The organism is Sporobacter termitidis DSM 10068, from assembly GCF_900130065.1.
In the GTDB taxonomy this organism is placed as follows: Bacteria; Bacillota; Clostridia; order Oscillospirales; family Oscillospiraceae; genus Sporobacter; species Sporobacter termitidis.
In genome coordinates, this window is sequence record NZ_FQXV01000002.1 from 279970 (window position 1) to 306382 (window position 26413).

A 26413-nucleotide genomic window follows, 5' to 3' on the forward strand; every position below is an offset into this window, starting at 1 on the left:
CCCTATATTTCGCAGAACGCGCGCAAAATGTTTAGACCCACGCCGCCGCTTTTTTCCGGGTGGAACTGCGTCCCGCAGACGTTTTTGTCGGCCACCGCCGCCGTGAGCATCGCGCCGTATTCCGCCGTGGCGATGACGGCATCGTGACATTCCGACGCGTAGTAGGAGTGGACAAAATAGACGTGGTCGCCCTCGCGGACGTATTTGAACAGCGGGCTGACCGGCTTATCCTTTGGGAAAGCGAGACCGTTCCAGCCGATGTGGGGGACCTTATAGCCCTTCGGCACGACCGGCTCCATGGAGACGACCTTGCCCTTTATCAGCCCGAGGCCGGCGTGCTCGCCGTACTCGTCGCTCGCATCGAAGAGCAGCTGCATGCCGAGGCAGATGCCGAGGAGCGGCTTGCCGCGCTTTGCCTCATCGCAGACGACAGTATCGAGCCCGCTTTGGCGCAGCTTTTCCGCCGCGTCTCCAAACGCGCCGACGCCGGGGAGGATTATCCTGTCGCTGCTGCCGATCTTTTCGGCGTCCCCGGTGATCTCGGCGTCCTGCCCGATATATTTCAAAGAGCTGCGCAGGGAAAAGAGGTTCCCCACGCCGTAGTCTACAATCGCAATCATAAAGCCTCCAGTTGGGTCGCCCAGGAGGGCGACCCCTACGAATAATCTCGCCGTTAATACGTCCCCCGTGGGGGACGCCGCCCTCGGCGTCCCGTTTTTAAAGTACGCCCTTTGTCGACGGAATCTCGTCCTTGTAGGCCTCGTCGAGCTTCACGGCCTTGGCCAGGGCGCGGGCCAGGGCCTTGAAGCCGGCCTCGATGATGTGGTGCGTGTTGGCGCCGGACAGCTGCCGAAGGTGGAGCGTGATGTTCGCTTTCCGCACAAAGGCGTTTAAAAATTCCTCGACGAGCTCTGTGTCCATCGTCCCGACCTTACCGGCCGGCAGGCTAAGCGCATACGTCAGATGGCTGCGGCCGGAGATGTCGACGGCGCATAAAACGAGCGCCTCGTCCATCGGCAGGGTGATGTCGCCGTAGCGGGTGATGCCCTTCATGTCGCCCAGCGCCGCGGCAAAGGCCGCGCCGAGGCAGAGGCCGATATCCTCCGCGGAATGGTGGTCGTCCACATGCGTGTCGCCCCGGCAGGTCAGGCTGAGGTCAAACCGCCCGTGGCGGGCAAACAGCGTCAGCATATGGTCGAGAAACCCGATGCCGGTGTCGATATTTGACACACCCGCGCCGTCCAGGCTGAGCGTCAGGCTAATGTCGGTCTCCGCCGTTTTTCTTTTGATATCACTGGTACGCATAGTAACCTCCCGTGCGTTGGCGCAAAATTGTTTGTCCCCGCGGACAGCCCCCCGGCGGGCGCATCGTCATATATCGTGGGGGGCGATGCCCACATCGCCCCGTCATTCCGGCCGCCGAAGGCGGTCCCATGTGGATGGGACGGGAAATCCCAGGTCATTTCGTACGGGCGATTATTAATCGCCCGTATTCCCCGCCGCGCCCAACAGGAGCGGCAAGGGCAGAGCCCCGCCCTACGGCGTACGCAAGTTATTTCTGTTTTCTAAAATCGTCCTCAGCGCGGCGATCAGGGTATCCATCTGCTCGGGGGTGCCGACGGTGATTCTAAGATAATCCGAAATGCGGGGTTTGTCAAAATGCCGCACGAGGATGCCCTTTTCGCGGAGAGCCTTGTAGAGCGCGCCGCCCGCAATATCGGGGTGCCTGACAAACAGGAAGTTCGCCTTCGAGTCCGTCATCGCAAAGCCGAGGGCCTTGAGGCCGGACGCCGCCTTGTCCCGGGCGGCGACGATTTTTTGCTGCATGTCCTTGTAATACGCCGCGTCGGACAGCGCGGCCTCGCCGGCCAGGAGGGTGAGTCGGTTGACATTATAGGAGTTGAAGGAGTAGCGCATCATGTCGATATCCCGGATAAGCGCCGCATTGCCGAACACGAAGCCAAGGCGCGCGCCGGCCATCGACCGGGACTTGGAAAAGGTGTGCACCACCAGAAGGTTTTCGTATCTGCCCACAAGCCCCACGGCGGACCGGCCGCCGAAGTCCACATACGCCTCGTCGACGAGGACCACATGGCCCGGGTTCGTCTGCAGCATCTGCTCGATATCGCCCAGCGGGAGGGCAAGCCCCGTCGGGGCGTTGGGATTCGGGATGATGATGTTCTTGTTGATCCCGAAATAGTCCTCGCTCCGGAGCGTGAAATCCTCCCGGAGGGGGATCTGGATGCAGGGGATGTTGAAAAGCGCGCAGTACACGGGATAAAAGCCGTAGGTGATATCCGGAAAAACGGCCTGTCGCCGGTCGTCGCAGAAGGCCATGAACGCAAAGGCCAGCGCCTCGTCGGAGCCGTTGGCCAGGAACACGTTGTCCGGCTTCAGCCCATAAAGGGCCGCCGCCTTCTCCCGCAGGCGGGCGCCCGTGGGGTCCGGGTACAGGTTCAGCCGGTCGACCGCCGTTTTATCGAGGGCTTCCAACACCTTTGGCGACGGCGGGTAGGGCGACTCGTTTGTATTTAATTTAATGTATGTCATGTCGGCGGGCTGCTCGCCGGGCACGTAGGGCGTGAGACCCTTGTACCGGTCCGTCAGGAACCTGCTCATCTCTATCGCTCCCTTTATTTATCAAATCGGACGGTGACGGAGCGGGCGTGGGCCTCCAGCCCCTCCTTGCGCGCAAAGCACGCGATATCGTTCTTGACGCCGGCCAGCGCTTCCGGCGTGTAATAGGTAAAAGAGGACTTCTTGACAAAATCGTCCACGGACAGGGGGCTGGAAAACCGCGCCGTTCCCAGCGTGGGAAGGGTGTGGTTGGGGCCGGCGAAATAATCGCCCAGAGCCTCGGGGCAGTATTTCCCCAGGAAGATGGACCCGGCGTTTCTGACCATGTCCAGATAGTCGAACGGGTTGTCGACGCAAATCTCCAGATGCTCGGGCGCCAGCGCGTTTGAAATCTCCACGGCCTGCTTAAGATTTTCCGCCACAATGATCTTGCCATTATTGTCGATGGACGCCCGGGCGATATCGTACCGGGGCAGGGCGGGGAGCTGCTTTTCAAGCTCGGCGCCGACCTTTTCCGCCAATTCCGCGCTGTCGGTGACAAGGACGGCGCTGGCCAGAACGTCGTGCTCGGCCTGGGAGAGCATGTCGGCGGCCACATATTCCGCGCTGCAGGTATCGTCGGCGATGACGAGAATCTCGCTGGGGCCGGCGATCATATCCACGGCCACCCGTCCGTAGACCTGCTTTTTCGCTTCCGCCACAAAGGCGTTTCCGGGCCCGACGATCTTGTCGGCCGGGGGGACGGACTCGGTGCCGTAGGCCAGCGCCGCCACAGCCTGGGCGCCACCGGATTTAAATATCCTGTCGGCCCCGCCGAGCTTCGCCGCGGCCAGAATATTCGGATTCACGCGGCCGTCCCGCGACGGCGGCGTGGTGACGATGATCTCCGAAACGCCGGCCAGCTTTGCCGGGATGCAGTTCATGAGGACGGTGGAGGGGTAGCTGGCCGTGCCGCCCGGCACGTAGACGCCGACCCTGTGCAGCGGCAGAATCTTCTGCCCCAGGACGACGCCGTTCTCCTTTGTGAGGACGAAGCCGCTCCGTATCTGGCAGCGGTGGAACGCTTTGATATTGGCGGCGGCTTTTTCGATAACCTCCAAAAAGCACGGGTCCACCGATTTGAGCGCGTCGTCGAGCTCCCGCGGCGTGACCTCCAGGGCGGAAAGCTCGGCCCCATCGAACTTTTTGGCGTATCGGACGAGGGCCGCGTCGCCGTTTTCATGGACGTCGGCGATGATCCCCGCCACCGTCTCTTCGACGTTCGCCGGCGGTTCGCTCCGCATAAAGATCGCCGATTTGTCAATGTCACTGTATTTAAATATCCTGATCATCTCATTGCCCCCTCTTTGATATAGCCGGCCACGCGGGCGGCAAGCCGGCTGATTTCCTCGTATTTGAACTTGTGGCTGACCTTATTGGCAATAAGCCGGGCGCTGATGCCGGTGATCGTTTCCACCACCTCCAGGTCGTTTTCCCGGAGCGTCGTCCCCGTCTCCACGATGTCCACGATCACGTCCGACAGGCCGAGGATGGGGGCCAGCTCGATGGAGCCGTTTAATTTGATGATATCGATCTCCCGGCTCTGGCCGGCGTAAAAGTCCTTGGCGACTTTTGAAAATTTCGTGGCGACCCGGAGCGTCCTGTCCAGATCGTCCCGGAAGCCCTTCTGCGCGGCCACGCACATGCGGCATTTGCCCACGTCCAGGTCGAGGAGCTCATAGACGTCCGGGCGGTATTCCAGCAGAATATCCTTGCCGGCCACGCCCAGGTCCGCCGCGCCCCGCTCCACGTAAATGGCCACGTCCGACGGCTTGACCCAGAAGTAGCGGACACAGTTCTCCTCGTTTTCAAAGATCAGCTTTCTGTTGTTGTTCAGAATGGACGGGCAGCCGTAGCCCACGGCCTCGAAGATGGCGTAGACCTTTTCCCCAAGGCGGCCCTTCGGGAGGGCGATATTAATAAATTGCGTCAAGTCCCTCAAGCCTCCCGTCCTTCAATGTGGCTAAAAACCTGTATTTGATATGATCCGGCGGCCCTTTGAGCGCCCGGACGCTGCGGCCCTCGTCCGCGAGGGTCCGGACCGCCGCGGCCAGCGCCTCCGGCGCGGTATCGTCGCCGTATAAAAGCAGGACGTCCACGTCGTACGCCCGGCGCGGCGCCTCCAACCGCTCCAGGAGGTCCAGGTAAACGGCAAAGCCGATGGCGCCCGATTTTTTCCCGAAGCGCTGCATCAGGTTGTCGTACCGGCCGCCGGACAGGACCCCCGTGGGGATACCGTCCACAAAGCCCTGAAAAATGATACCGCTGTAATAGCTCATGTCGTTGACGATGGAGAAGTCCAGATACATGTTCCGGCCGCCGCCCAGCCGCCGGACCGTCTCAAAGACGTCCTCCAGCTCCCGGACGGCGCCCTCCGTGGCTTTACCGCCGATCCTGCGGAGCGTGCCCACAGTCTCCTCAAAGGGCCCGTACAGCGTGGCCAGCGTCATGAGCTTTTCGCAGTCGTCCGGGCGGATGCGCAGCGCGGCGCCCAGCTTTTCGATCTCCGGCGCGTTTTTCTCGCTGATGCATTTGAGGACCGGCGCCTTCTGCGCGTCGTCGAGCCCCATGTCGTCCAGAAGCGCGCTCAGAAAGCCCATGTGCGACACGTCCAGCACATACCGGCCGCTGATGGTCTCCAGGCTCTTTTCGGCCAGCATGATCACCTCGCTCATGGAATAGACGTCGATGCCGCCGATGCACTCGAGCCCCGCCTGCATCCGCTCCTTGAACTCCCCCGAGGTATGCGACAGGCGGTAGACATTTTCGTTATAGAAATATTTATAGAGCGCCCCGTCGCTGTCCTTGGTGTTTTTCACGATGGACAGCGTCACGTCCGGCTTTAAGGCCATCAGCTTGCCGCTGGTGTCGGTAAAGGTGATGATCTGTTCCGAGGCCAGAAAGCTCTTGTTGCGGACATAGAGGTCGTATTCCTCGAATTTGCTCATCTTATATTGCGTGTACCCGTACTGCTTATAGAGGGACCGCAGGCGCATCATCGCCTTCTCCTCGTTTTTCAGGACATCCTCTGAAACGGTCATGCTCTTTCTCACTTTCTGTTGGTGACATCAGTATACGATACTTTAGCATATTAGTCAAGTAATTCGGTAATATGATAATTCATTGGCATCGAAGTTGTTCTGCGTCTTTTTTTATCTATTTTGCCGGCATATTTTTCTGCCGGGCGGCGGTATGCCGGGAGACGGCGCTTTTTTATCTTGCCCTTCCGGCGGAAAAGGTGTTTAATAAGATGGATCGCGTATTATATGGTTTATCGCATGCTTCGGGGAGGTTATCCGATGGCTTTTATCGTCAGAGAAGACAAGATCGAATACGAGCGGGACGGGGCCGTGCTGGGCGAGGTCTGTTATCCCGCGCTGCCGGACGGCACGGTGGATATCTGCCACACCTATGTGGACGATACCCTGCGCGGGCAGGGGATTGCCGGCCAGCTCATGGCCAGGGCGGCCGAGGAGCTCCGGCGGACTGACAGGAAAGCCGTCCTGACGTGCAGCTATGCCCTCAAATGGTTCGGGGAGCACGGCGAATACGCGGACATCCTGAAAAATTAGCGTCGCCGGTCACACCTTAATAATAATCAATTCATAGTCCGCTTATGGCTTTCCGGCTGTAAGCGGCGGTTCTTTTTCGACAGGAACGCGGTTTTCACGATTTATGTTAAACATTAGACAATATATCGATTATATCAGATTCTAGTTTTCAGGAATATTAACAATCTTGTTAATTAATTATCATATTGAACAATTTTGTATTTTCCATTTTGTGCAGATCATAGTATATTACATTGACATCCAGGCGGATAGAAAGTTATAATGGGTTTAAATATGACGAATTTTACAAGGTCCGTTCATACTTAGAAATCGGCTGTCTTTTTACCGGTGAAAACCGGTTTAAATATTTAAAAATACAGCCAGGGAGGAATTTTTATGTGCGCAAACTGCTGCAAGGAAAACAGCCAATATTACGCAGCGTTTGAGGATGTCATGGGCGAATATTACCATGGCAGCGAGTCGGACCTGATCCCGGTCCTGCAGAAGCTGCAAAGCGCCTATGGTTATCTGCCCAAGGACATCATCTCCAGACTCAGCGAAAGAACCGGCATCTTTGTCACGCAGATCATGGGCGTGGCGACATTCTATTCACAGTTCCGACTCACGCCGGTGGGCGAAAAGACGATCAAGGTTTGCTTCGGCACAGCCTGCCATGTCAACGGCGCCGAAAAGGTGGCCGACGCGCTGTGCGACGAGCTGAAAATCGAGATGGGCGGCACGACGCCGGATAACAAGTTCACGCTGGAGTCGGTGGCCTGCCTGGGCTGCTGCAGCCTCGCGCCCGTCATGATGATCGGCGACGAGACCTACGGCCGCCTGACGCCCGACAAGGCACGGAAAATTATCCGCGAGCTCTATACGAAAGGAGCAGAAGAATGAAAATCGTCATCGGCCTTGGCAGCTGCGGCATTGCCGCCGGCGGCCTCAAGGTAAAGAAAGCGTTTCAGGACCTCCTTTCAGAGCACCCCGGCTTAAATGTCAGCATGGCTGAAACCGGCTGCATGGGCATGTGCTATAAAGAAGTCATGGTGGAAATCATCGATGACAACGGGAACAGCACCATCTACGGCGAAGTGAACGAGGAAAAGGCGAAGCAAATCTTCGACAGCCACGTGCTCGGCGGCACCCCCGTCAGAGATTATGTGGTCCGCTCCAGCACCGAGTCCAACGCGCAAGACAGCTTTTTCGCAAAGCAGCAGCGCATCGTCCTGGCCCGCTGCGGCCACATCAACCCCGAGTCCATCGACGAGGCTCTCCATTGGGACGCCTATAAGGGGCTTGAAAAGGCGCTGAAAACGATGACGCCCGAGCAGGTCATCGACGAGGTTTTAAAATCCGGGCTCAAGGGCCGCGGCGGCGCAGGCTTCCCCACGGGACAGAAATGGAAGTTCGCCCGGGCGCCCCAGTCCGAAAAGAAATACATCATCTGCAACGCCGACGAGGGCGACCCCGGCGCGTTCATGGACCGCAGCGTCCTGGAGGGCGACCCCCACGCCGTGCTGGAAGGCCTCCTGATCGGCGGTTACGCCATTGGCGCCGACGAGGGCTACATATACTGCCGCGCCGAATACCCCATCGCCATCAAGCGCCTGAAAATCGCCATTGAGCAGGCCAAGGAGCGCGGCTATCTGGGCCAGAATATCCTGGGCACAGGCTTTAATTTCAAGATCAAGATCAAGGAAGGCGCCGGCGCGTTCGTCTGCGGCGAGGAGACGGCGCTGATCGCCTCCATCGAGGGCCAGCGCGGCATGCCCCGCATGCGTCCGCCCTTCCCGGCCAACAAGGGGCTGTTCGCCAAGCCCTCCAATATCAACAACGTCGAAACGCTGGCCAACATCGGCTGGATCATCCGCAACGGCGCCGACAAGTTCGCCGAATTCGGCACGGCCAAGAGCAAGGGCACCAAGGTCTTCGCCCTGGCCGGCAAGATCGCCCGCGGCGGCCTCGTGGAGGTGCCCATCGGCATCCCGCTCAAAGAGATCATCTTCGACACGGGCGGCGGCACGTCCTCCGGCAAGCCCTTCAAGGCCGTGCAGATGGGCGGCCCGTCGGGCGGCTGCATCCCCGCGAACCTCGTGGACACCATCGTCGACTATGAGGAGCTCAACGCCACGGGCGCCATCATGGGCTCCGGCGGCATGATCGTCATGGACGAGGACAACTGCATGGTGGATATCGCCCGCTATTTCCTCAACTTTACACAGAGCGAATCCTGCGGCAAATGCACCTACTGCAAGATCGGCACAAAGCGCATGCTGGAGATTTTAACGCGCATTACGGAAGGAAACGGCACCGAGGAGGATATCCCGAAGCTTCTGGAGCTGGCCGAGCAGATCAAGAAAAACGCGCTCTGTGGCCTGGGCCAGACGGCGCCGAACCCCGTTTTGACGACGCTGCGATATTTCCGGGACGAATACGAGGCGCACATCCGGGACAAGAAGTGTCCCGCCAAGCAGTGCAAGTCGCTCATCCAATACAGCATCGACCCGGAAAAATGCGTGGGCTGCACCGTCTGCGCCAAGAACTGTCCAGTGAAATGCATTTCCGGCACTGTTAAAAAGCCACACACCATAGATCAGACAATCTGCACAAAGTGCGGCACCTGTAAAACGGTCTGCAAGTTCGGCGCCGTCTCGGTAGATTGACGGAAAGGAGTTGGTATCATGCTGAACATTAAAATAAACGGAACAGACTATCAAACCGAAGCCGGCAAGACCATTCTTCAGGCCTGCCGGGACCAGGGCGTTGAGATCCCGACTCTTTGCAACGACGAACGGCTGAAGCCTTTCGGCTCCTGCCTTTTGTGCCGCATCGAGGTCAAGGGCGCCCGCGGCACCATGCTCGCCTGCGGCACCGAGGTCACCGAGGGCATGGAGATCACCACGGAGAGCGACGCCATTTCCAAGGCGCGCAGGATGAACATCGAGCTTTTGCTGTCCCAGCACTACGGGGACTGCAAGGCGCCCTGCTCCCTGACCTGCCCGGCGAACATCGACATTCAGGGCTATATCGCCCATATCGCCAACGGCCAGTTCGACGAGGCGTTGAAGCTCATCAAGGACCGCAATCCGCTGCCCGTGGTCTGCGGCCGCGTCTGCACGCGCCCCTGCGAGGACGCCTGCCGCCGCAATCTCGTGGACGAGCGCGTCGGCATCGACTACCTCAAGCGCTTCGTGGCGGACCTGGACCTGGAAAGCAGCATCCCGTACCTGCCGGAAAAGAAGCCCGCCACGGGCAAGAAGGCCGCGGTCATCGGCGCCGGCCCGGCCGGCCTCACCTGCGCCTGGTATCTGGCGGCGGCAGGCCACGAGGTCACCATTTTTGAAAGGCACCCCAAGGGCGGCGGTATGCTGCGCTACGGCATCCCCGCTTACAGAATGCCCCGCGAGGCGCTGGACCAGGAGATCGCCATCATCGAAAAGCTGGGCGTTAAAATCCAGTACAACACGGCCTTTGGCAAGGACGTCACCTGGGAATCCCTGAAGGCGCAGGGTTTTGGCGCCCTGTTCCTGGGCGTCGGCTCGCAGGTGGGCCAGCCGCTGGGCTGCAACGGCGAGGACGTCTGCTACACCGGCATCCTGCGCGGCGTGGATTTCCTGGGCCGCGTGGGCGGCGGGGAAAAGCTTGATTTCACCGGCAAAACCGTTATGGTCGTCGGCGGCGGCAACACCGCCATCGACGCGGCCCGCACCTCCCTGCGCCTGGGCGCCGGTAAGGTCGTCCTCGTCTACCGCCGCGGCAAGAGCGAAATGCCCGCCCACGTGGCCGAGGTCGAAGAGGCCGAGCTGGAGGGCGTGCAGTTTGAGCTGCTGGCCAACCCGAAAAAGGTCTGGCCGGAGGACGGCAAGGTCGTCGTGCAGCTCATCAGGATGGAGCTGGGCGCGCCGGACGCTTCCGGCAGGCGCTCGCCTGTTGAAAAGGCCGGCTCAGAGTACGACATGCCGGCAGATGTGGTCATCGCGGCCATCGGGCAGACGCAGGACCTCTCCTTTATCAGTGACAAGTTCGCGCTCGATTCCGTCAAAAACCGCATCACGGCGGACGAAGCGCTCATGACCACAAACCTCGGCGGCGTGTTCGCCGGTGGCGACGCCGTCACCGGACCCCAGACGGCCATCAAGGCCATTGCCGCCGGCCGCCGGGCCGCCATGGCGATGGATCAGTATTTAAACGGCCAGGAGGAGCTCAAAAAGCCCAAGGAATTTTATAACCATCTCAAGGGCAAGAAGCTCGAGGACCTGGACAAGGCCGAGTTCGAGCAGTACGAAAAGCTCCATAAAGAGGCCATGCCCATGCTGGATAAGGGCCAGCGGGAGCACAACTTCAAGGAAGTCGAGCTGGGCTTTACCGAGGCGCAGGCCATCGCCGAGGCAAAGCGCTGCCTGTCCTGCGGCTGCAAGGACGTGGGTGAGTGCAAGCTCCGCGACTATGCCACGGACTTCAAGGCCGAGCAGTACCACATCGCCGGGGAGCTCAAAAAGCACCCCATCGACGAGTCGCACCCTTATCTGGTCCGCGACAGGAACAAATGCATCCTGTGCGGCCGCTGCATCCGGATCTGCTCCGAGGTCCAGGGCGCCGGCGCCCTCGGCTTCGTCTCCAGAGGCTATAACACCACGGTGGAACCGTCCTTCAGCATGCCTTTTGGACAGGAGCCCAACTGCATCCGCTGCGGCCAGTGCGTCTCCTCCTGCCCCGTGGGCGCGCTCACCGAAAAGGTCCCGCTTACTCAGAGCGGCCCGTTTAACGAAAAGTCGACGGATTCCATCTGCTCCTTCTGTGGCGAGGGCTGCACCGTCGAGCTGCGCACCTGCGGCAAAAGGTTCGTCCGCAGCACCTCCAGCACGGAAAAGGGCGTCAACCACGGCAACCTCTGCGAGTTCGGCCGGTTCTCAAACGCCTATCTCAACGATGCCGAGCGCCTGACGACGCCGAGGATCAAAAAGAACGGCGTGTGGACGGACGCCTCCCTGGAGGAAGCGCTCTCCGCGGCCGCCGCCGGCCTGAAGAAAGCCGGGAAGGATACCGCGCTGTACCTCTCCGGCAACACCTCCAACGAGGAAGCCGGCCTCATCCGCGGCATTGCCGACGCGCTGGGCTCGAAAAACGTGCTGAGCTTCGGCATCGACCCGACCGCCGCCATCTTCTATGGCGCGTATCCGCAGCTGGCCGTCTCCGGCATTGACGAGGTCAAGGAGAAGGACTTGTTTGTCGTCCTGGGTGCCGACCTGAAGAACGTCAACACGAACGTGTTCGTCGCGGTGCGCCTGGCCCGGAGAAACGGTGTGCCTGTCCTGGAGAGCGATAAGCTGACGGCTGAGATCACCGAAAAGGTCAAGGCCGCGTCCAAGCCGCTGTTCGTCTTTGGCGACGCGCCCGACGGCGCTGTGTTGAAGGAAGCGGCCGCTCTGGCAGAGGCCGCCGGCGCGAAGATTTACGTCCCGTGCATGGCCAACACCAGAGGCTCTTCGAAATTTATCGACCTTGAAAAATGCGTGGCGGGACCCGCCGGCATCCCGGCGAAGGCCGCGCTGATCTTCGGGGAAGACCCGGTGGGCTGCGGCAACGCCAAGGCCGCCGGCCTGCTGAAGAACGCGGCGTTCTCCGTCGTCTTCGACCTCTACATGACGGAAACGGCAAAGCTCTCAGATGTCGTGATCCCCATGAGCGCCGTGGCGGAGAATTCCGGGACCTTTGAAAACGCCTTCGGCAATGTACAGAGCTTCGGCAAAGCGCTCGAGACCGGCGGGGAAAACCGCCAAGTCCTGACCGGCCTTTTAAAGGAACTCGGCGGGACAGAGACCTCCGCGCCGGCCGTAACGCTGGGCCTTCCAGAGCTGGCCTCCGCCAAGGACCGCACCGCCTATCAGTCCGACGTCGTTTACGCGATGCTCGTCGAGCACCGCAAGCACATCGCGGCCTCCGCGGAATAAAAGTCAGAGTTTCATACAGCAAAAAGCGCCGCCCTAAAGAGGGCGGCGCTTTTTATCTTTTCGCGTTCCGACATGCTTCGGAATTTTTAATTGTTATTATTTTAACATTGTTTATAAAATATCACTATAATTTTAAATTTTTAAAGACAATATAGTTATTATGTATTATAATCAAGTTCGCTATACTTTGCTCCCTATACATGTCGTCTTTATTAACAATCCGGCTCCGGCGACAGAAAAATCACAGTCTGTTTTGAAAGGAAGAAAATGGTGAATAGGCTAAACATCATGATCCCGAGCGACGCGCAGGTTGTGCTGGAGCGTCTGTACGAGGACGTGGCCCGCCGGGTACAGGCCGGTTCGTCCGCGATCTGCCCGATCGACATGGCCGCCGCCTTCGTCAAGGTCTGCCAGGCGCAGTCCTGCGGCAAATGCGTCCCCTGCCGCGTGGGGCTGAACAACCTTGTCAACCTGATGGAATCCGTTCTGGACGGCAAGGCCAAAATGGGGACGATCGGCCTGATCGAAAACACGGCGCAGGTCATCTCGGACACGGCCGACTGCGCCATCGGCTACGGCGCGGCCGACTACATACTCCACAGCATCAAGGCTTTCCGAAAGGATTATGAATACCACATCCTCCGCGGCAAGTGCAGCGAGCGCTTCGAGCAGGCCGTCCCCTGCGTATCGAAATGCCCCGCCCATATCGACGTGCCCGGCTATCTGTCGCTGGTGGGCGAAAAGCGGTATGCCGACGCCATCCGCCTTATCCGCAAGAACAATCCGTTCCCCTGTGTCTGCGGCTACGTCTGCGAGCACCCGTGCGAAACGCGATGCCGACGCATCATGATCGACGACGCGATCAATATCCGGGGCATCAAGCGCTTTGCCGCCGACAACTCCGGCATTGTGCCGCCCCCCAAATGCCTGCCCGGGACAGGAAAAAAGGTTGCCGTTATCGGCGGCGGGCCGGCCGGCCTGACGGCGGCGTATTTCCTGCAGCTCATGGGCCACAGCGTCACGGTCTTTGAAAAAAGGGTAAGGCTGGGCGGCATGCTCCGCTACGGCATCCCCAGCTACCGCCTGCCGCGGGAAAAGCTGCAGTACGACCTGGACGCCATCATCGCCACCGGCGTGCAGATCAAGCTCAGCACCGAGATCGGCAAGGACATCAGCTTTAACGACATCCGGCGGCGGTATGACGCCGTTTACATCGCCATTGGCGCCCACGCCGACAAAAAGCTCAAGATCGCCGGCGCGGACAAGGCGGGCGTGATCTCCGCCGTGGAGTTCCTCCGCGGCATCGGCGACGAGGTGATCCCTGACTTCACCGGCAAGAAGGTGGTGATCGTCGGCGGCGGCAACGTGGCCATGGACGCCGCGCGCGTCTCCGTCCGCCTGGGTGCGGAAAAGGTCAGCGTCGTTTACAGGCGCCGGGAGCGCGACATGACGGCGCTCCCCTCCGAAGTGGAGGAGGCCATCGCGGAGGGCGTGGAGATCATGTCCTTGAACGCCCCGGCCGGCATCGACTACGATGAGAGCGGCCAGGTCACCGTCTTCCGCACGCAGCCGCAGATGGTGGGCAGGGTCGAGGAGGACGGCCGGCCCGCGCCGGTGAACGCCAAGCTGCCGGAAATCTCCGTCCCCTGCGACGTCGTCATCGTCGCCATCGGCCAGGATGTGGAGTCCCGCCATTTTACAGAATGTGTCGTGCCTGTTGAATGGGGCACGCTCGTTACCTCGGAAAGCACCGCCGTGCCGAACATGCCCGGCATTTTCGCCGGCGGCGACTGCGCCAGCGGCCCGGCCACCGTCATCAAGGCCATCGAGGCCGGCAAGGTGGCCGCCGCCAATATCGACGAATACCTGGGCTGCCCTCACAAGCTGGAGGTCCAGGTCGATATCCCATTTACCGCCCTGCGCGAAAAGCCGTCCATCGGCCGCATCGAGCTGACGGAACGCGAGGCGGGCGAGAGAAAGAAGAACTTTGAGCTGGCCGAAAACGGCATGACCCGCGAAGAGGTCGCGCAGGAATGCCGCCGCTGCCTGCGCTGCGACCACTTCGGCTACGGCGCTCTTGGGGAGGTAAACACAACATGGTAAAACTGACGATCGACAATCTGCCGGTGGAGGTCCCCGAGGGGACGACGATCCTCGACGCCGCGAAATCCGTCGGCGTGGTTCTCCCCACCCTCTGCTACCTAAAGGACATCAACGACATCGGCGCCTGCCGCGTCTGCGTGGCCGAGATCGAGGGCCGCAGCAAGCTCGTTACCACCTGCAACACCCCGGCGAGCGAGGGCATGGTCGTATTGACCAACAGCCCCAGAGCGCGGGAAGCGCGGCGCATCAACGTCCAGCTCATCCTGTCCCAGCACGACTGCAACTGCCCCACCTGCATCCGCAGTACCAACTGCGGCCTGCAGAAGCTCGCCAACGACCTGGGCATCATCTCGCAGCCCTTCACGAAGGACGTCCCCGAAAAGAAATGGGATATGACCTTCCCGCTCATCAAGGATGACTCCAAATGTATCAAATGCATGCGCTGCATCCAGGTCTGCAACAAGGTGCAGTCGGTGGGCATCTGGGGTCTGGACAACACCGGCTCCAGGACGACCATCGGCGTGACGGGCGACAGGGAGATCGCCGAATCCGACTGCGTCCTCTGCGGCCAGTGCGTCACCCACTGCCCCACGGGCGCCCTCAGCGAGCGCGACGACACGATGAAGGCCTTTCGCGCGCTGGCAAACTCCGACCTTATCACCGTCGTGCAGATCGCGCCGGCCGTCCGCGCCGCGTGGGGCGAAACGCTGGGCATCTCCAGGGAGTTCGCCACCGTCAAGCGCCTCGTGGCCGCCCTGCGCAAGATCGGCTTTGACTACATCTTCGACACGAATTTCACCGCCGACCTCACCATCATCGAGGAGGGAAACGAGTTCGTCAAACGGAAGTTCAACAACCCCGAGCCCAACAGATACCCGCTGTTCACCTCCTGCTGCCCCGGCTGGGTCCGCTTCATGAAATCGCAGTATCCGGACATGATGGAGCACTTCTCCACGACGAAATCGCCGCAGCAGATGTTCGGCGCCGTGGCCAAGTCATATCTGGCCGAAATTTTAAAGGTCGACCCGTCGAGGATCTTCTGCGTCTCGGTCATGCCCTGCACGGCCAAAAAGGCCGAATGTGCCCTGCCGGGCATGGATTCCACCGGCACCGGCCCGGACGTGGACCTGGTTTTGACGACGCGGGAAATCGACCGCCTGATCGTGGCCGAGCACATCCAGCCCATGAACCTGACGGAGGAGGAATTCGACCAGCCCATGGGCATCTCCACCGGCGCCGGGGTCATCTTCGGCGCCACCGGCGGCGTCATGGAGGCGGCGCTCCGCTCCGTGTATTTTCTGGCCACCGGCAAGAACCCGGACGCCGACGCGTTTGCCAACGTCCGCGGCATGAACGGCTGGCGGGAGTCCACGTTCCACATCGAGGGCAAGCCCGTCCATATTGCCGTGGCCAGCGGGCTCCAAAACGCGCGAAACCTGGTGGAGGCCATCCGGAAGGGGGAGGTCCGGTACGATTTCGTGGAGGTCATGGCCTGCCCCGGCGGCTGCTCCGGCGGCGGCGGGCAGCCGATTGCCATGAACAAGGAGCTGGCCCAGGTCCGCGGCCAGAGCCTTTATGGCCTGGATAAAAACTCGGCGCTCCGCTTTTCCCACGAAAACCCCTCCATCGGCGCGCTGTACGAGCGCTTTGAGGGCGACGAGCTGGTGCACCGCGTCCACGAGCTGCTGCACACCGACCACAACGCCTGGGAAATGCCGCTCTCGCCATGGCTCCGGGGGAAGGACTGCTGAGGTGGGTATCGCCTTTGCTGCAGCTTCTTTTACACGGTTCCGATTTAGGTGATCACAGATCGCATCTATGGCGTATTCGGCAACGGATAATAACAAAAAACACGATGGACAAGGCCATCGTGTTTTTGTTTTTACCGTTTTTTAATGCTGGTTCATCCAGGAGTCTGTGCCTTCGGCGAAATCGAGGACCTCCGAGGTGGACAACATGACGCCGCTGTCAAGCTCCTCGACGGCGTCGCTTAAGCCTTCGCCTTTCGTCAGCTTGGCCGATGCGTCGGGCGACACGTTGTAGTTGTCCATAAAGCGGACGCTTGTCCTGTCGGTCTTTTTTCTGGGCTTATACTCCTTGACGTCGTCCAGCAGAATGTCGTTTTGTTCCATTCCGCATGCCATCCTTTACGAGCCCGACAGCCTACTCTCTTCGGACTGAATCATTTTTTGTACCATCCGGCCGCCGATCGGCCCGCCCTGTGCGCCGTTGACCTTTGAGGGCAGATCTCCCTTGTAATGGTCGTTGTTTTCCTTGACGTACTGAGTCATGCCGATTTCATTGGCGGCTTCCATCTTAAGTTTATTAAGCTTTTCTTTGACATCGTTGCTGCGCATACATTTTACCTCCGTATGGCGCGTGATTTGTAGCATCTTTAGTATCTGACTTTATGACCGGGTTATACCGAAACGCTACACGTCATTATTTTCAATCGACTGCCTCTTGGCGTTCGGGTTCTGGTTTTGATTTTCGCGCGTCAGAGGCGTCTGGCCTCTGGCCTTTTCTTTTCTCGCTTTTTTGTTATCGGGCTGGCTGTCTTTCGGCATGGGCGCTCCTTTCGCTTGTTTACATCATGTGCTCATCCAGCCTGACGTCGAGGACGTCATAGCCGAGATCCTGGATTTTCTGCTGTATTTTTTCACAGCTTTCGCCGGTGGTGTCGTAATCCACGGCGACGCTGCCGCTTTTCTGGCTGACGCTCACGGAGATGACGCCGCCGAGCGCGTCGAGCGCGTGCTTGAGCTCCTTCGCCCCGTGCTTTCCGTTCAGGTCGCCGACCGTAAAATAGGCGCTTGCCTTCACGAGGTCACCCCCTTCCTGCCGCGCTTTTCAGACGGAACGGTTTGAACCGTCCGGCGCGTCGTATAAAATCGGATTTGCTTTTTCTTTTGTGAATTTCGCCTTGCCCTGCAGCTCCTCCACGGGCTTTACCTCATTTTTTGAGAAGTGGTTGCGCTGCCGGCTCTCCCCGTGGGGTGCCTCCGGGTCCGGCCGTCTCATTCCTGCTTTTGCCATATGCTCTCCTTAATATTCATACTGGCACAGGTCCACGAACATTTTGACCTGCGCCTCCTCCTCCCGCTTTGACGCGCCGCCCCGCCCGAGCCTGTCGCAGAGGCAGAGGAGGGCGACTTCTCCCACGTCCGCATTGCGCTTCATCCCGCCGATGTCCTTGAACGGCAGGTCGTTGACCACGTACAGCACCTGCATGTGGTATTTCACCAGGTGCGTCACCTTGTCCATAAACCGCCGGTCGTCCGTCAGGGCGGACAAGAACTCCTGGGTCATCCGGGCGCCCACCTTATCGTGGTCGTACGCCGTGATCCGCTCCTTGTGGATTCTCGTCGTGGGCGGCTTGCCGATGTCGTGCAGGAGCGCGGCCCACATGAACGCCCTCGGGTCGCCGCTCTCCTCCCTGCGCCTGGCCGCCTCGTCGACGACCAGCAGCGTATGGTTCCACACGTTGCCCTCGGGATGGTGCACCGGCGACTGCGGCGTCGGCTCGAGCTTTCTGAGCATCGAAAAAGGGTACGCGTCGAATTCGGGCGATTTTATGAGCTCCCGGAGCGCCGCCGACGGCGACGGGTCCCGGAGCAGGTGCTCTTCAATTCGGGAAAACAGCAGCCGAGCCGCCGGGCCGGCTGTTCTACTTATTGTCTTCATCGTCCTTCAGGCCGAACACCGCTCTGGCGCTCTCGGCGTTCGGGTCGTGCTTGATGTTTTTGGAACGGAAGGCCTTGTCTTCCTTTTTATCGCTTTTTTTATTGTGTGTTTTATTGCCGCTGCTCATCTGATCCGTTATCCCTACCTTTTCGTGTTCGGCCCCATGGAAACTTTTTTTGTGTTGTGGTTCTTGTTCCGGCTGTCGTTGTCCGCATTGGAGCTGGGCTCCGTCTTGATCTCCAGTTGCTCGATCTTTTTGTTTTCTATCCGCCTGTCGTGACCGTTTTTCATATCTTCACCTCGCATCGAAGCTGTTATTATTATAAGCGGCAGGTGCAAAACAATTCTCATAGGCCGCGGATGCGGGATTGCTGATATTGGAATGAAATCCTAAAAATAGAAAAATGGGCAATACATGCATACCATGTTACTCTTGACACCCAGTTCGCCCTAAGAAGATATGCCGTAGGGACGGTCATCGGCCGCCCTCTTTTGTTGGCGCGGCGGCCTGTGGGTAAGGACCGACGGGGCCATGTGGGCATCGCCCCCTACGAGGGATTCGACGGGAAAACAGGCTTGTATTGGATGAAAAAGGGCTTGTATTGGATGTTTTGGGGCTGATTTTGAACGAAAATGCCTTGTAAAGCTTTGATAAGGGGCTGGAGTGACGCGGTATTTTCCTTGATATGTTACGAAAACATTAAGCGTTTAGGGCTTGAAAAGTGGTCAAAGCGTTGCGGTTGCTGGATAATCGATTTTTGAAAATCTTGATTTGTGCTATATTTATATTTTTAGAAACGCCGATTGGAGGCGTTTGTCGGTTTATGTCGAATGAGTATGCGGGTGGGAAGACGGCTTTCTTATAACGGAAAAAGCACGCTCAGTATGTTATACTGAGCGTGCCGGTGCGGAGGCGACAGCGCTGCTAACACAACGGTACGGCGGCGAAAAATTTGCCGGGGGGCGACTATAAGTCGCCGGCTGGCCCGAGTATTCGTGGGGCGATGTCCACATCGCCCCGTCGGTACGCCGTGCTTTGCCGCGCCGACAAAAAAAGGGCGAACACAGTTCGCCCCTACGGAAAATGCTTCAATCATATGCCGTAGGGGCGATCTGTGAATCGCCCGCTGAACTATTCAACCGGGTGTTCTATTTTTCCGGCGCGGCGCAGTCGCCCGATTTGGCGCGGAGCATCGTGAGGCCGTGGTCGAGGGCCGGGAGGCAAACGGCGAAATTTTCGCGGATGGCCTTGGGGCTGCCCGGCAGGTTCACGATGAGCGTGAGGCCGCGGATGCCGGCCTGCTGGCGGGTGAGCATGGCGCGGTTCGTGATCTTCAGGCTCTCCTGGCGCATCGCCTCGGGGATGCCGGGCGCCATGCGCTGGCAGACGGCGACGGTGGCCTCGGGCGTCACGTCCCGGGGGGAAAAGCCCGTCCCGCCGGTGGTGACGACGAGGGCGATATCCAGGTCGTCGGCGCAGTGGATGAGCGCGCGCTCGATCTCTGGCTGCTCGTCGGGGACGATGACGGTATACGCCACATCATAGCCCGCGTCTTTGAGCATCTGCGCCACCAGCGGGCCGCCGGTGTCCACGCGGAGCCCCTGTGAGCCCTTGTCGCTGACGGTAATCACGGCTGCGGTATACATAAAGTGCCTCCAATCTAAACGCTGTGACCGAAATAGCAGTTTGGGTACCGGCACTCCGCGCACATCAGGCAGAAGCCGCCCTCGCCGTATCCGGCGATTTCCTCTTTCGTAATTTTAAGGCCCGCAAAGATGCGGGGCAGAAAAACCTCCAGGCTCGTCGTGGGGAAATTCATGGACGCGCCGGGGACGCCGATGAGTATCGTTTCCTCCAGATACGCCATCGTCAGCATATTGCCCGGCTGCATCGGCACGCCCTGAGTGATAATTTCGGCCCCGCTTTGGCGGATGGCCGTGGGGGTCAGATCGTCCGGGTCCACCGACATGCCGCCGGTCAGCAGAATGACCTCGGCGCCTTTTTTCAAAAAGTCCTGAATTGCCGCCCCGATCATAGCCAGATCGTCCGGGCATTTCGTGAAGCCCAAAAGCTGCGCGCCGTAGCCCGCGAGCTTTTTTGTCATCACGGGCTCGAATCGATCCTGGATGCGCCCGTAGTAGACCTCGCTGCCGGTGATAATGACACCGCATTTAAGCGGCTTAAACGGCAGCACGGTGATCACCGGGAAGTTTTCGCGGGCGAGGGCCACGGCTCTGTCCACGTTGTCCCGCTTCGTCACCAGCGGAACGATGCGGAGGCCGCACAGCTTCTGCCCCTTATCCACACGCGTAAAATTCGGCAGGGTGGCCACGGTGTAGTCGCCCACGCTGTTGATTTTACGAAGCGCCTCGCGGTTTACCGTAAAAAGTCCGTCGGCGGCGGCATTGATCTGGATTTTGCCCTCGGAGGGTTTTTTATCGTAGCTGAGATTATCGCCGCAGATCACTTCCGCCAGGGCGATGGCCGCGTCGTCCTCATGGACCTCGTCGGCGTCCGGCTCCCAGACAAAAATATGGCCCTTGCCGATATTGAGGAGCGCCGGGATATCCGCCTCGGTAATAACGTGCCCGCGCTTAAACCGCACGCATTTGACGCCGTTGTCGTTCACGCCCGTCATGTCATGGCAGAGCATTTCGCCGACGGCGTCCTCCACTTTGATTTTTCTCATATCATCCTCGTTACGCCCAGGGCGTTTTCTCTTTTATTGTACGACGTCGACGGTGTCACCCGCTTTTATCGCGCCCTCTTCCAGGACGATGGCGAAAATGCCCTCCCTGGGCATGACGCAGTCGCCGGTGACGATTTTGATGGCGCAGCTGGTATGGCACTCCTTGCCGATCTGCGTCACCTCCAGAAGCGTCTGGCCCACGCGGAGCTTTGTCCCGATGGGGAGCTCATAGAGGGTGATACCCTTTGTCAGGATATTTTCGGCAAAGGCGCCGGCAGGCAGGTTGGGGAAGTGGCTGCGCAGCTTGTCCACACTCTCCTCGCCCAGGAGGCTGATCTGGCGGTGCCAGTCGCCCGCGTGGGCGTCGCCCTCGATGCCGTGATTTTTCCTGACCGTTATTTCCGGGACGGGGTGCTTCTGCACGCCCTTTTTGTCACTGATGCAAACAGCAGTTACGAAAGCCATTACCTGTTCTCCTCCGTATATACATAGTCTCCGCTTTTCCCGCCGCTCTTTTTGAGAAGGCGGATGTTATCGATCACGATATCCTTTTGGGCGGCCTTGCACATGTCGTAGACGGTCAGCGCGGCAACGGAGACCGCGGTGAGCGCCTCCATCTCAACGCCCGTCTCGCCCTTGCAGCGGGCCGTGGCCATAATATCGATCGTATGTTTTTCCCTGTCGAGCTCAAAGGAGATATCCACGCCCGTCAGCGCGATAGGGTGGCACATGGGGATGAGCTCCGAATTTTTCTTGGCTGCCATGATCCCGGCCACCTGGGCCACCGCCAGAACATCGCCCTTTTTCATCCGCCCGGCCTCCACCAGGGCGAAGGTCTCCGCGTTGAGTGTGACCGTGCCGCGGGCCGATGCCGTGCGCAGGGTTTGCTCCTTGGCACTCACGTCGACCATTTTTGCCCGGCCCTGATCGTTGAAATGTGTCAGCTCAGCCACTTTTTATCCCCCTATCGCGTTCATGTTGCGCCGGCTGAGGCTCCTGTCGTCCTCGTCGAGGTGGTGGCGCTGGGGCTTGCCGGTAACCGCCCCGCGGATCGCATCCAAAAGCTCCTGCCCGTGCAGGCCCCGGAGGTTGACCTCCTCGGCCGAGTGCAGGCAGGGCTTGAGCTTTCCGTCCGCCGTCACGCGGATGCGGTTGCAGGTGGGGCAGAAGTGGGAGCTGATGGGGCTGATGAGCCCGACGGTACCGGTCCCGCCCGGGAGCTTGTAGAGCTTTGCCACGCCCGAGGAGCCGACTTCCTGGAGCTCGGGCGCCGTTTCCAGCACCCGGGAATTGCCGATGAAGCGCTCGTGGCTCCAGCCGGCACATTCCCCGATGGGCATCAGCTCGATAAACCGGATGTGGATGCTCTCTTTTCTGGTCAGCTCCAGAAGGTCCCGGATCTCCGTATCGTTGACGCCGCCGATCAAGACGGCGTTGATCTTCGTATTCTTAAAACCGGCCTTGACGGCCGCGGCGATGCCGTCCAGCGTGTCCTTCAGCTTGCCGCCCCGGGTGATCATGGCGTACTTATCCTTGTCCAGCGTGTCCAGGCTGATATTGAGGCGGCTGACGCCGGCCTCCTTCAGCGGAGCTGCGAACTTCGTCAGCAGCGTGCCGTTGGTCGTCATGCACAGCTCCTCCACCTCGGGGATGGCGGCAATGCGCCGGCAGATCTCCACGATCCCCCGCCGCACCAGCGGCTCGCCGCCGGTGACGCGCACCTTTCTGATGCCGCACTGGACCGTGGCCCGGACGATCTCCTCGATCTCCTCCACGGACAAAATATCGCAGTGCTGGCGCTTGACAACACCCTGCTCCGGCATGCAGTAAACACAGCGGAGGTTGCACAAATCCGTCACCGACAGGCGCAGATAATAGATGTCTCTTCCAAATTTATCTTCCATGGTATCTCTTTGCACCACATTTCAGAACCGGGCGCCGCCGCCCGTTTCCGGGCCGGCGTTATATCCGGTAAGCTTTGATGATTGTCCCGGCCGGCAAGGGCGGGCTGCCCGCGGCGATCTCTCCCAGCAGGTCGCAGCCGAAAAGAGACGATACGGCGCCATTGCTCTGGCCCTCGTTTTCCGCGAAATACGCCCGGCCGGCCGAAAGCTCCAGCCGGCCGCGCAAAAGGCGCAGCTTGGGGCTCGGCTTTGTGAGCGGCTCCTTCAAAAACACGTCGATCACCGGCGGCATGACGTCGGTCCGGCCGCACAGCTTCCGCACGTACGGCAGCGCGATCCGTAAAAGCCCCAGAACGGCCGCGCCCGGATTTCCGGACAGGCCCAGAATGACCTTGCCGTCCTTGACGGCCGCCATAATCGAGCCGCCGGGCTTCATGTTGATCTTCCAGAACAGCACCTCCGCCCCCAGGCGCTCGGCAGAGGTCACCGCCCAGTCGTAATCGCCCACGGACGCGCCGCCGGTGGTAACCACCATGTCGGACTCTCGGAGCGCCGCGCTGATCCTGTCGGCGATCGCGTCGGGCAGGTCCGGGACAACGCCGGCGTTTTTCGGCGCGGCGCCCATATCCCTGAGGTACCCGCTCAGCGTGTAAACGTTGCTGTTGTAGATCATCGCGGGCGAGAGGGGTTGCCCCACCTCGGTGAGCTCCGTCCCCGTGTTGAGAATGGAGATGACCGGCTTTTTGTACACCGCCACATGCTCGATGCCCTGGCTGGCCAGGATTCCCACCAGCGGCGCGGTGATCATGGCGCCTTTTTCCGCGATGTGCGTGCCGGCCCTGATATCGTCGCCGGCGCGGACGATGTCGGAATCCGGCGCGACCAGCTCAAAAATGCGGACTTCATCCTTTGTGAATTCGGTGAGCTCGTACTTGATGGTGGCGTTGGCGCCCTCGGGTATAGGGGCCCCGGTGAGAATCTTGGCGGCGTAGCCGACCGTGACTTTGATGGTCGGCGCCTTGCCCGCGGGGAGCTCTTCCGTTATTTTCAGCACCGCGGGCTTCTCCCGCGTGGCGTTTTTCGTGTCCTCGCCCCTGAAGGCATAGCCGTCAAAAGGGCTCCTGTCGAACGGCGGCGTGTTGATGCGCGCCGTGACATCCTCGGCCAGGACCCGGTCCGGCGCGTCACGCAGCCCCGCCGTCTCGGTCCGGCACGTCACCGGGAGCGCGCACAGCATGTCCCGCGCCGCGTCGGCTTCTATATTCTTCAGCATAAATATCCTCACATCTTAAGAGCACCCCGGGCGCTGTCGCCCGGTGTGATCTGCGCAAAAAAATAAACTGATGTTTGTATAACCAGTATAGCAATGAATATTAAATTTGCAAATGAAATTCTCCGTTTTCAACCTCCGCGCGCATAAATTCCCCGCATATAATGGTTGCCGGGTATCCGTCCCCATTACGGATACCCGGCTCAGGAAGAAAAGAACGGGAAGGTTTAGCTGGAAAACGAGGAGCGGAGAGGTAATTAAAAAGCAGCCCGTTTTGAGACACAAAACAGACTGCCATAAGCATGTCAAATTAAGCCTTACAGGCCTACATTTTTTTGTTTCCTTCTCAAAACGTGAAGGCCGCATCGTTTCCAATCACGACCCCGTGAGCATTTCTGCTCAGGCCAGATGATCATAGGCAAAGCCCTTAGACCAAAAGGCACGGCAACTATTTAATTATGCGACTATCATACCACCCTCCGCGCCGCTTGTCAATCATATGTATTAACAGATGTTTGACAAATTTCTCCACAATGGGGAATTTTTCTTGTTTAAGCTGCCGGGGCGGCGCGCTCCCGCCGCTGCCTTTGCATAGTCATCTCGGAAAGTCTCGATTATCTTTCTATTCCACCGTCACCTTGTACTCCCGTAGCCAGAAGTCCACCTGCAGGAGGTATGCCAGCATCTGCGGGGCGTTCATGAGCTGGCCGAACCAGGGGATGTTGGTGTCCCGGGTCATGGTCAGGGCGAGCTCTTTGACGTTTTCCACATTGATAAAGGGCAGGATCGGCTCGCTTTTGCCGGAGAGCATTTTCAGGGTCAGCGTTTTGAGGGCTTCAATGTAATTGGGATTATGGGTTTTGGGGTACGGACTTTTTTTGCGCCAGAGGACGTCTTCCGGCAGGAGGCCCTTGAGGGCCAGGCGCAGGAGACCCTTTTCCCTTTCGTTGTAATATTTCATCGCCCAGGGGATATTCCAGACGTATTCCACAATCCTGTGGTCGCAGTAGGGCACGCGGAGCTCCAGGCCCCAGTACATGCTCATGCGGTCCTTGCGATCAAGAAGCGTCGGCATCCAGCGGGTGAGATTGAGGTAAAACAGCTCGCGCATCCTGTCTTCCTCCGGGGTGTCGCCGTTATACCGGGGCACCTCGCCGAGGGCCTCCTCGTACCGGGCGGCCACGTAGTCCCGGGGCTTGACGAGGTCGATGAGCTCCGGGGAAAACATCTTGATCCGCGCGTCGAGGTGCTGGGACCAGGGGAAGGTGCGGGCCTCGGCCTTTTTATAAAACCACGGGTACCCGCCGAAAACCTCGTCGGCACACTCACCCGAGAGGCCCACGGTGGCCCGCTCCTTTATCCACCGGCTGAACAGCAATAGCGAGGAGTCCACGTCCGTCATGCCCGGCAGATCCCGGGCCACGACGGCGGGGAACAGCGCGTTTGTGAGCTCCGGCGTGTCAATCAGGCAGCTTTCATGGTCCGTCCCCAGATAGTCCGAGACGATTTTGACCCAGGGCGCGTCGGAATTGGGCTGAAAGTCGCTGGGGCGAAAGTTTTTGTCGTTGTCCACATAGTCTATGGAAAAGGTCCTTATTTTTTCGTTCCGCTCTTTTTTGTAGACGTCCGAGGCGATGGCGGCAATGGCGCTGGAGTCGAGCCCGCCGGACAAAAGCACGCACAGCGGCACATCCGAAACGAGCTGCCGCGTCACCGAATCGAGGACAAGCTCCCGGACCTTTTCAACGGTTTTGTCAAAATCGTCCTCATGCGGGCGGCTTTCAAGGGACCAGAATTTATTGATTTTCGCGCCGTCTCTGTCGAAAAGCATGCTGCAGCCGGGCCGCAGCTCATTGACGCCCTCAAAGACGCCGTGCCCCGGCGTTCTGGCGGGCCCCAGGGCAAGTATTTCGGAAAGCCCTTCGCCGCTCAGCTTCGGCGAGACCGCCGGGTGCTTTAACAGCGCCTTCAGCTCGGAGGCGAAAATCAGCGCGCCGCCGCGCTGCGCGTAAAAGAGGGGCTTGACGCCGATGCGGTCCCTGGCGAGAAAAACGCGCTCTTTTTTCGTATCCCAGACGGCGAAGGCAAAGATGCCGTTGAGCCTTGAGGCGCAGTCTTCCTTCCACTCGGCGTAGGCGTGCAGCAGCACCTCCGTGTCCGACCAGCTTTCAAACGCGTGGCCCCGCGCCTTCAGCTCGGCTCTTAAGTCCTCGGTGTTGTAAAGCTCCCCGTTATAGACGATGACGTATGTATCCCCGCCGTCTCGCAGCACCATCGGCTGTTTGCCGCCCTCGGGGTCCACGACCACAAGCCGGCGGTGGCCCAAAAGCACGTGGTCCGACTGCCAGAACCCCTCCTCGTCCGGCCCGCGGCGCGAGAGCGTCCCGGTCATCGCTCTTATCGTATTTTCTTCGTCCGTCAGCTTCCCTTTCAAATCAACCCATCCGGCTATTCCGCACAAATCAAATCGCCTCCCATAACGTCGGGACTGCCGAACATAAAGACAGGCCGATACGGGCATCGGCCCTTGCGGGATACGCCGCGCCAAAACGACGGCGGGCGCGACGCGGACGGCCGGCCCGCCGTCGGTCATGATGTTCTCCATGACAAACGTCGGGGCCGGATGCCCGCATCGGCCCGT

General features: G+C 59.7%; 27 protein-coding genes and 1 riboswitch. Of the genes, 6 read left to right on the top strand and 21 right to left on the bottom strand.

All coding sequences use genetic code 11. The features are described 5' to 3' along the window. Nucleotides 1-2: 2 nt before the first annotated feature. From hisH to BUB60_RS04840, 6 genes are all read right to left on the bottom strand, one after another. Complete coding sequence (hisH, locus tag BUB60_RS04815) at nt 3-620, bottom strand: imidazole glycerol phosphate synthase subunit HisH (protein WP_073076520.1); 618 nt, start codon at nt 618-620, stop codon at nt 3-5. A 97-nt stretch (nt 621-717) separates the two neighbouring features. Further along, nucleotides 718-1305: an imidazoleglycerol-phosphate dehydratase HisB gene (gene hisB / locus BUB60_RS04820; RefSeq protein ID WP_073076521.1), complete on the bottom strand. Its 588-nt coding sequence runs from the start codon at nt 1303-1305 to the stop codon at nt 718-720. A 231-nt stretch (nt 1306-1536) separates the two neighbouring features. After that, a complete protein-coding gene (gene hisC / locus BUB60_RS04825; protein WP_073076522.1) occupies nt 1537-2619 on the bottom strand; it encodes a histidinol-phosphate transaminase in 1083 nt (360 codons plus the stop codon). A gap of 14 nt (nt 2620-2633) precedes the next feature. Continuing rightward, nucleotides 2634-3908 carry a histidinol dehydrogenase gene (gene hisD, locus BUB60_RS04830; protein WP_073076523.1) on the bottom strand — a complete coding sequence of 425 codons (1275 nt, stop codon included), beginning with the start codon at nt 3906-3908 and terminating at the stop codon, nt 2634-2636. Next, the gene (gene hisG, locus BUB60_RS04835; protein WP_242941153.1) at nt 3905-4549 is read right to left on the bottom strand and encodes an ATP phosphoribosyltransferase; all 645 of its coding nucleotides are present in this window, start codon (nt 4547-4549) and stop codon (nt 3905-3907) included. Before hisG ends, hisD begins: the two co-directional genes overlap by 4 nt. Next, on the bottom strand, nt 4533-5657 hold the full coding sequence (locus BUB60_RS04840; RefSeq protein WP_073076524.1) for an ATP phosphoribosyltransferase regulatory subunit: 1125 nt from the start codon (nt 5655-5657) through the stop codon (nt 4533-4535). Before BUB60_RS04840 ends, hisG begins: the two co-directional genes overlap by 17 nt. Nucleotides 5658-5915: 258 nt before the next feature. Here BUB60_RS04840 and BUB60_RS04845 point away from each other — a divergent pair, with 258 nt between their 5' ends. The 6 genes from BUB60_RS04845 (at nt 5916) to BUB60_RS04870 (ending at nt 15975) form a co-directional block, all read left to right on the top strand. After that, on the top strand, nt 5916-6188 hold the full coding sequence (locus tag BUB60_RS04845) for a GNAT family N-acetyltransferase (protein WP_073076525.1): 273 nt from the start codon (nt 5916-5918) through the stop codon (nt 6186-6188). A gap of 375 nt (nt 6189-6563) precedes the next feature. Beyond that, the gene (nuoE, locus tag BUB60_RS04850; protein ID WP_073076526.1) at nt 6564-7067 is read left to right on the top strand and encodes an NADH-quinone oxidoreductase subunit NuoE; all 504 of its coding nucleotides are present in this window, start codon (nt 6564-6566) and stop codon (nt 7065-7067) included. Next, nucleotides 7064-8833, top strand: coding sequence for an NADH-quinone oxidoreductase subunit NuoF (gene nuoF, locus BUB60_RS04855; RefSeq protein WP_073076527.1), 1770 nt, complete (start codon nt 7064-7066; stop codon nt 8831-8833). The genes nuoE and nuoF overlap by 4 nt, the downstream gene beginning before the upstream one ends. A gap of 18 nt (nt 8834-8851) precedes the next feature. Further along, a complete protein-coding gene (locus tag BUB60_RS04860; RefSeq protein WP_073076528.1) occupies nt 8852-12121 on the top strand; it encodes an FAD-dependent oxidoreductase in 3270 nt (1089 codons plus the stop codon). A 270-nt stretch (nt 12122-12391) separates the two neighbouring features. Next, nucleotides 12392-14224: an NAD(P)-binding protein gene (locus BUB60_RS04865; RefSeq protein ID WP_073076605.1), complete on the top strand. Its 1833-nt coding sequence runs from the start codon at nt 12392-12394 to the stop codon at nt 14222-14224. After that, nucleotides 14218-15975, top strand: a complete 1758-nt coding sequence (locus BUB60_RS04870) for a [FeFe] hydrogenase, group A (RefSeq protein ID WP_073076529.1) — start codon at nt 14218-14220, stop codon at nt 15973-15975. The genes BUB60_RS04865 and BUB60_RS04870 overlap by 7 nt, the downstream gene beginning before the upstream one ends. A gap of 141 nt (nt 15976-16116) precedes the next feature. Here the strand turns inward: BUB60_RS04870 and BUB60_RS04875 are convergent, their stop codons facing one another. The 15 genes from BUB60_RS04875 to asnB form a co-directional block, all read right to left on the bottom strand. Continuing rightward, nucleotides 16117-16356: a hypothetical protein gene (locus BUB60_RS04875; RefSeq protein ID WP_073076530.1), complete on the bottom strand. Its 240-nt coding sequence runs from the start codon at nt 16354-16356 to the stop codon at nt 16117-16119. A 15-nt stretch (nt 16357-16371) separates the two neighbouring features. Then, a complete protein-coding gene (locus BUB60_RS04880) occupies nt 16372-16581 on the bottom strand; it encodes an alpha/beta-type small acid-soluble spore protein (RefSeq protein WP_073076531.1) in 210 nt (69 codons plus the stop codon). Nucleotides 16582-16656: 75 nt separating this feature from the next. After that, on the bottom strand, nt 16657-16791 hold the full coding sequence (locus BUB60_RS20740; protein ID WP_278277464.1) for a hypothetical protein: 135 nt from the start codon (nt 16789-16791) through the stop codon (nt 16657-16659). Nucleotides 16792-16810: 19 nt separating this feature from the next. Continuing rightward, entirely contained in the window at nt 16811-17047 is a 237-nt protein-coding gene (locus tag BUB60_RS04885; RefSeq protein WP_073076532.1) for a heavy-metal-associated domain-containing protein, read from the bottom strand. 27 nt (nt 17048-17074) lie between these two features. After that, the gene (locus BUB60_RS04890) at nt 17075-17260 is read right to left on the bottom strand and encodes a hypothetical protein (RefSeq protein WP_073076533.1); all 186 of its coding nucleotides are present in this window, start codon (nt 17258-17260) and stop codon (nt 17075-17077) included. 9 nt (nt 17261-17269) lie between these two features. Then, nucleotides 17270-17908, bottom strand: a complete 639-nt coding sequence (locus tag BUB60_RS04895; protein WP_073076534.1) for an HDIG domain-containing metalloprotein — start codon at nt 17906-17908, stop codon at nt 17270-17272. After that, the gene (locus BUB60_RS20375; RefSeq protein WP_200796599.1) at nt 17892-18035 is read right to left on the bottom strand and encodes a CPC_1213 family protein; all 144 of its coding nucleotides are present in this window, start codon (nt 18033-18035) and stop codon (nt 17892-17894) included. The genes BUB60_RS04895 and BUB60_RS20375 overlap by 17 nt, the downstream gene beginning before the upstream one ends. A gap of 14 nt (nt 18036-18049) precedes the next feature. Continuing rightward, nucleotides 18050-18199, bottom strand: a complete 150-nt coding sequence (locus BUB60_RS20075) for a hypothetical protein (RefSeq protein ID WP_159435343.1) — start codon at nt 18197-18199, stop codon at nt 18050-18052. Nucleotides 18200-19057: 858 nt separating this feature from the next. Further along, nucleotides 19058-19555 carry a MogA/MoaB family molybdenum cofactor biosynthesis protein gene (locus BUB60_RS04900; RefSeq protein ID WP_073076535.1) on the bottom strand — a complete coding sequence of 166 codons (498 nt, stop codon included), beginning with the start codon at nt 19553-19555 and terminating at the stop codon, nt 19058-19060. Between the two features lie 14 nt (nt 19556-19569). Beyond that, on the bottom strand, nt 19570-20598 hold the full coding sequence (locus BUB60_RS04905; RefSeq protein ID WP_073076536.1) for a molybdopterin-binding protein: 1029 nt from the start codon (nt 20596-20598) through the stop codon (nt 19570-19572). Between the two features lie 33 nt (nt 20599-20631). After that, on the bottom strand, nt 20632-21063 hold the full coding sequence (locus BUB60_RS04910) for an MOSC domain-containing protein (protein ID WP_073076537.1): 432 nt from the start codon (nt 21061-21063) through the stop codon (nt 20632-20634). Next, complete coding sequence (moaC, locus tag BUB60_RS04915; protein WP_073076538.1) at nt 21063-21551, bottom strand: cyclic pyranopterin monophosphate synthase MoaC; 489 nt, start codon at nt 21549-21551, stop codon at nt 21063-21065. The genes BUB60_RS04910 and moaC overlap by 1 nt, the downstream gene beginning before the upstream one ends. A gap of 3 nt (nt 21552-21554) precedes the next feature. Further along, complete coding sequence (gene moaA / locus BUB60_RS04920; RefSeq protein WP_073076539.1) at nt 21555-22502, bottom strand: GTP 3',8-cyclase MoaA; 948 nt, start codon at nt 22500-22502, stop codon at nt 21555-21557. A 58-nt stretch (nt 22503-22560) separates the two neighbouring features. Further along, nucleotides 22561-23775 carry a molybdopterin molybdotransferase MoeA gene (locus BUB60_RS04925; protein ID WP_073076540.1) on the bottom strand — a complete coding sequence of 405 codons (1215 nt, stop codon included), beginning with the start codon at nt 23773-23775 and terminating at the stop codon, nt 22561-22563. Between the two features lie 320 nt (nt 23776-24095). Next, a riboswitch (molybdenum cofactor riboswitch) is annotated at nt 24096-24231 on the bottom strand. Between the two features lie 163 nt (nt 24232-24394). Further along, on the bottom strand, nt 24395-26233 hold the full coding sequence (gene asnB / locus BUB60_RS04930) for an asparagine synthase (glutamine-hydrolyzing) (RefSeq protein ID WP_073076541.1): 1839 nt from the start codon (nt 26231-26233) through the stop codon (nt 24395-24397). Nucleotides 26234-26413: the final 180 nt, after the last annotated feature.

What these genes read in the sequence shown, in the direction of transcription:
- hisH (WP_073076520.1), bottom strand. Translation starts at nt 620, where the DNA reads ATGATTGCGATTGTAGACTACGGCGTGGGGAACCTCTTTTCCCTGCGC.
- hisB (WP_073076521.1), bottom strand. Translation starts at nt 1,305, where the DNA reads ATGCGTACCAGTGATATCAAAAGAAAAACGGCGGAGACCGACATTAGC.
- hisC (WP_073076522.1), bottom strand. Translation starts at nt 2,619, where the DNA reads ATGAGCAGGTTCCTGACGGACCGGTACAAGGGTCTCACGCCCTACGTG.
- hisD (WP_073076523.1), bottom strand. Translation starts at nt 3,908, where the DNA reads ATGATCAGGATATTTAAATACAGTGACATTGACAAATCGGCGATCTTT.
- BUB60_RS04840 (WP_073076524.1), bottom strand. Translation starts at nt 5,657, where the DNA reads ATGACCGTTTCAGAGGATGTCCTGAAAAACGAGGAGAAGGCGATGATG.
- BUB60_RS04845 (WP_073076525.1), top strand. Translation starts at nt 5,916, where the DNA reads ATGGCTTTTATCGTCAGAGAAGACAAGATCGAATACGAGCGGGACGGG.
- nuoE (WP_073076526.1), top strand. Translation starts at nt 6,564, where the DNA reads ATGTGCGCAAACTGCTGCAAGGAAAACAGCCAATATTACGCAGCGTTT.
- nuoF (WP_073076527.1), top strand. Translation starts at nt 7,064, where the DNA reads ATGAAAATCGTCATCGGCCTTGGCAGCTGCGGCATTGCCGCCGGCGGC.
- BUB60_RS04860 (WP_073076528.1), top strand. Translation starts at nt 8,852, where the DNA reads ATGCTGAACATTAAAATAAACGGAACAGACTATCAAACCGAAGCCGGC.
- BUB60_RS04870 (WP_073076529.1), top strand. Translation starts at nt 14,218, where the DNA reads ATGGTAAAACTGACGATCGACAATCTGCCGGTGGAGGTCCCCGAGGGG.
- BUB60_RS04875 (WP_073076530.1), bottom strand. Translation starts at nt 16,356, where the DNA reads ATGGAACAAAACGACATTCTGCTGGACGACGTCAAGGAGTATAAGCCC.
- BUB60_RS04880 (WP_073076531.1), bottom strand. Translation starts at nt 16,581, where the DNA reads ATGCGCAGCAACGATGTCAAAGAAAAGCTTAATAAACTTAAGATGGAA.
- BUB60_RS20740 (WP_278277464.1), bottom strand. Translation starts at nt 16,791, where the DNA reads ATGCCGAAAGACAGCCAGCCCGATAACAAAAAAGCGAGAAAAGAAAAG.
- BUB60_RS04890 (WP_073076533.1), bottom strand. Translation starts at nt 17,260, where the DNA reads ATGGCAAAAGCAGGAATGAGACGGCCGGACCCGGAGGCACCCCACGGG.
- BUB60_RS04895 (WP_073076534.1), bottom strand. Translation starts at nt 17,908, where the DNA reads ATGAAGACAATAAGTAGAACAGCCGGCCCGGCGGCTCGGCTGCTGTTT.
- BUB60_RS20375 (WP_200796599.1), bottom strand. Translation starts at nt 18,035, where the DNA reads ATGAGCAGCGGCAATAAAACACACAATAAAAAAAGCGATAAAAAGGAA.
- BUB60_RS20075 (WP_159435343.1), bottom strand. Translation starts at nt 18,199, where the DNA reads ATGAAAAACGGTCACGACAGGCGGATAGAAAACAAAAAGATCGAGCAA.
- BUB60_RS04900 (WP_073076535.1), bottom strand. Translation starts at nt 19,555, where the DNA reads ATGTATACCGCAGCCGTGATTACCGTCAGCGACAAGGGCTCACAGGGG.
- BUB60_RS04905 (WP_073076536.1), bottom strand. Translation starts at nt 20,598, where the DNA reads ATGAGAAAAATCAAAGTGGAGGACGCCGTCGGCGAAATGCTCTGCCAT.
- BUB60_RS04910 (WP_073076537.1), bottom strand. Translation starts at nt 21,063, where the DNA reads ATGGCTTTCGTAACTGCTGTTTGCATCAGTGACAAAAAGGGCGTGCAG.
- moaA (WP_073076539.1), bottom strand. Translation starts at nt 22,502, where the DNA reads ATGGAAGATAAATTTGGAAGAGACATCTATTATCTGCGCCTGTCGGTG.
- BUB60_RS04925 (WP_073076540.1), bottom strand. Translation starts at nt 23,775, where the DNA reads ATGCTGAAGAATATAGAAGCCGACGCGGCGCGGGACATGCTGTGCGCG.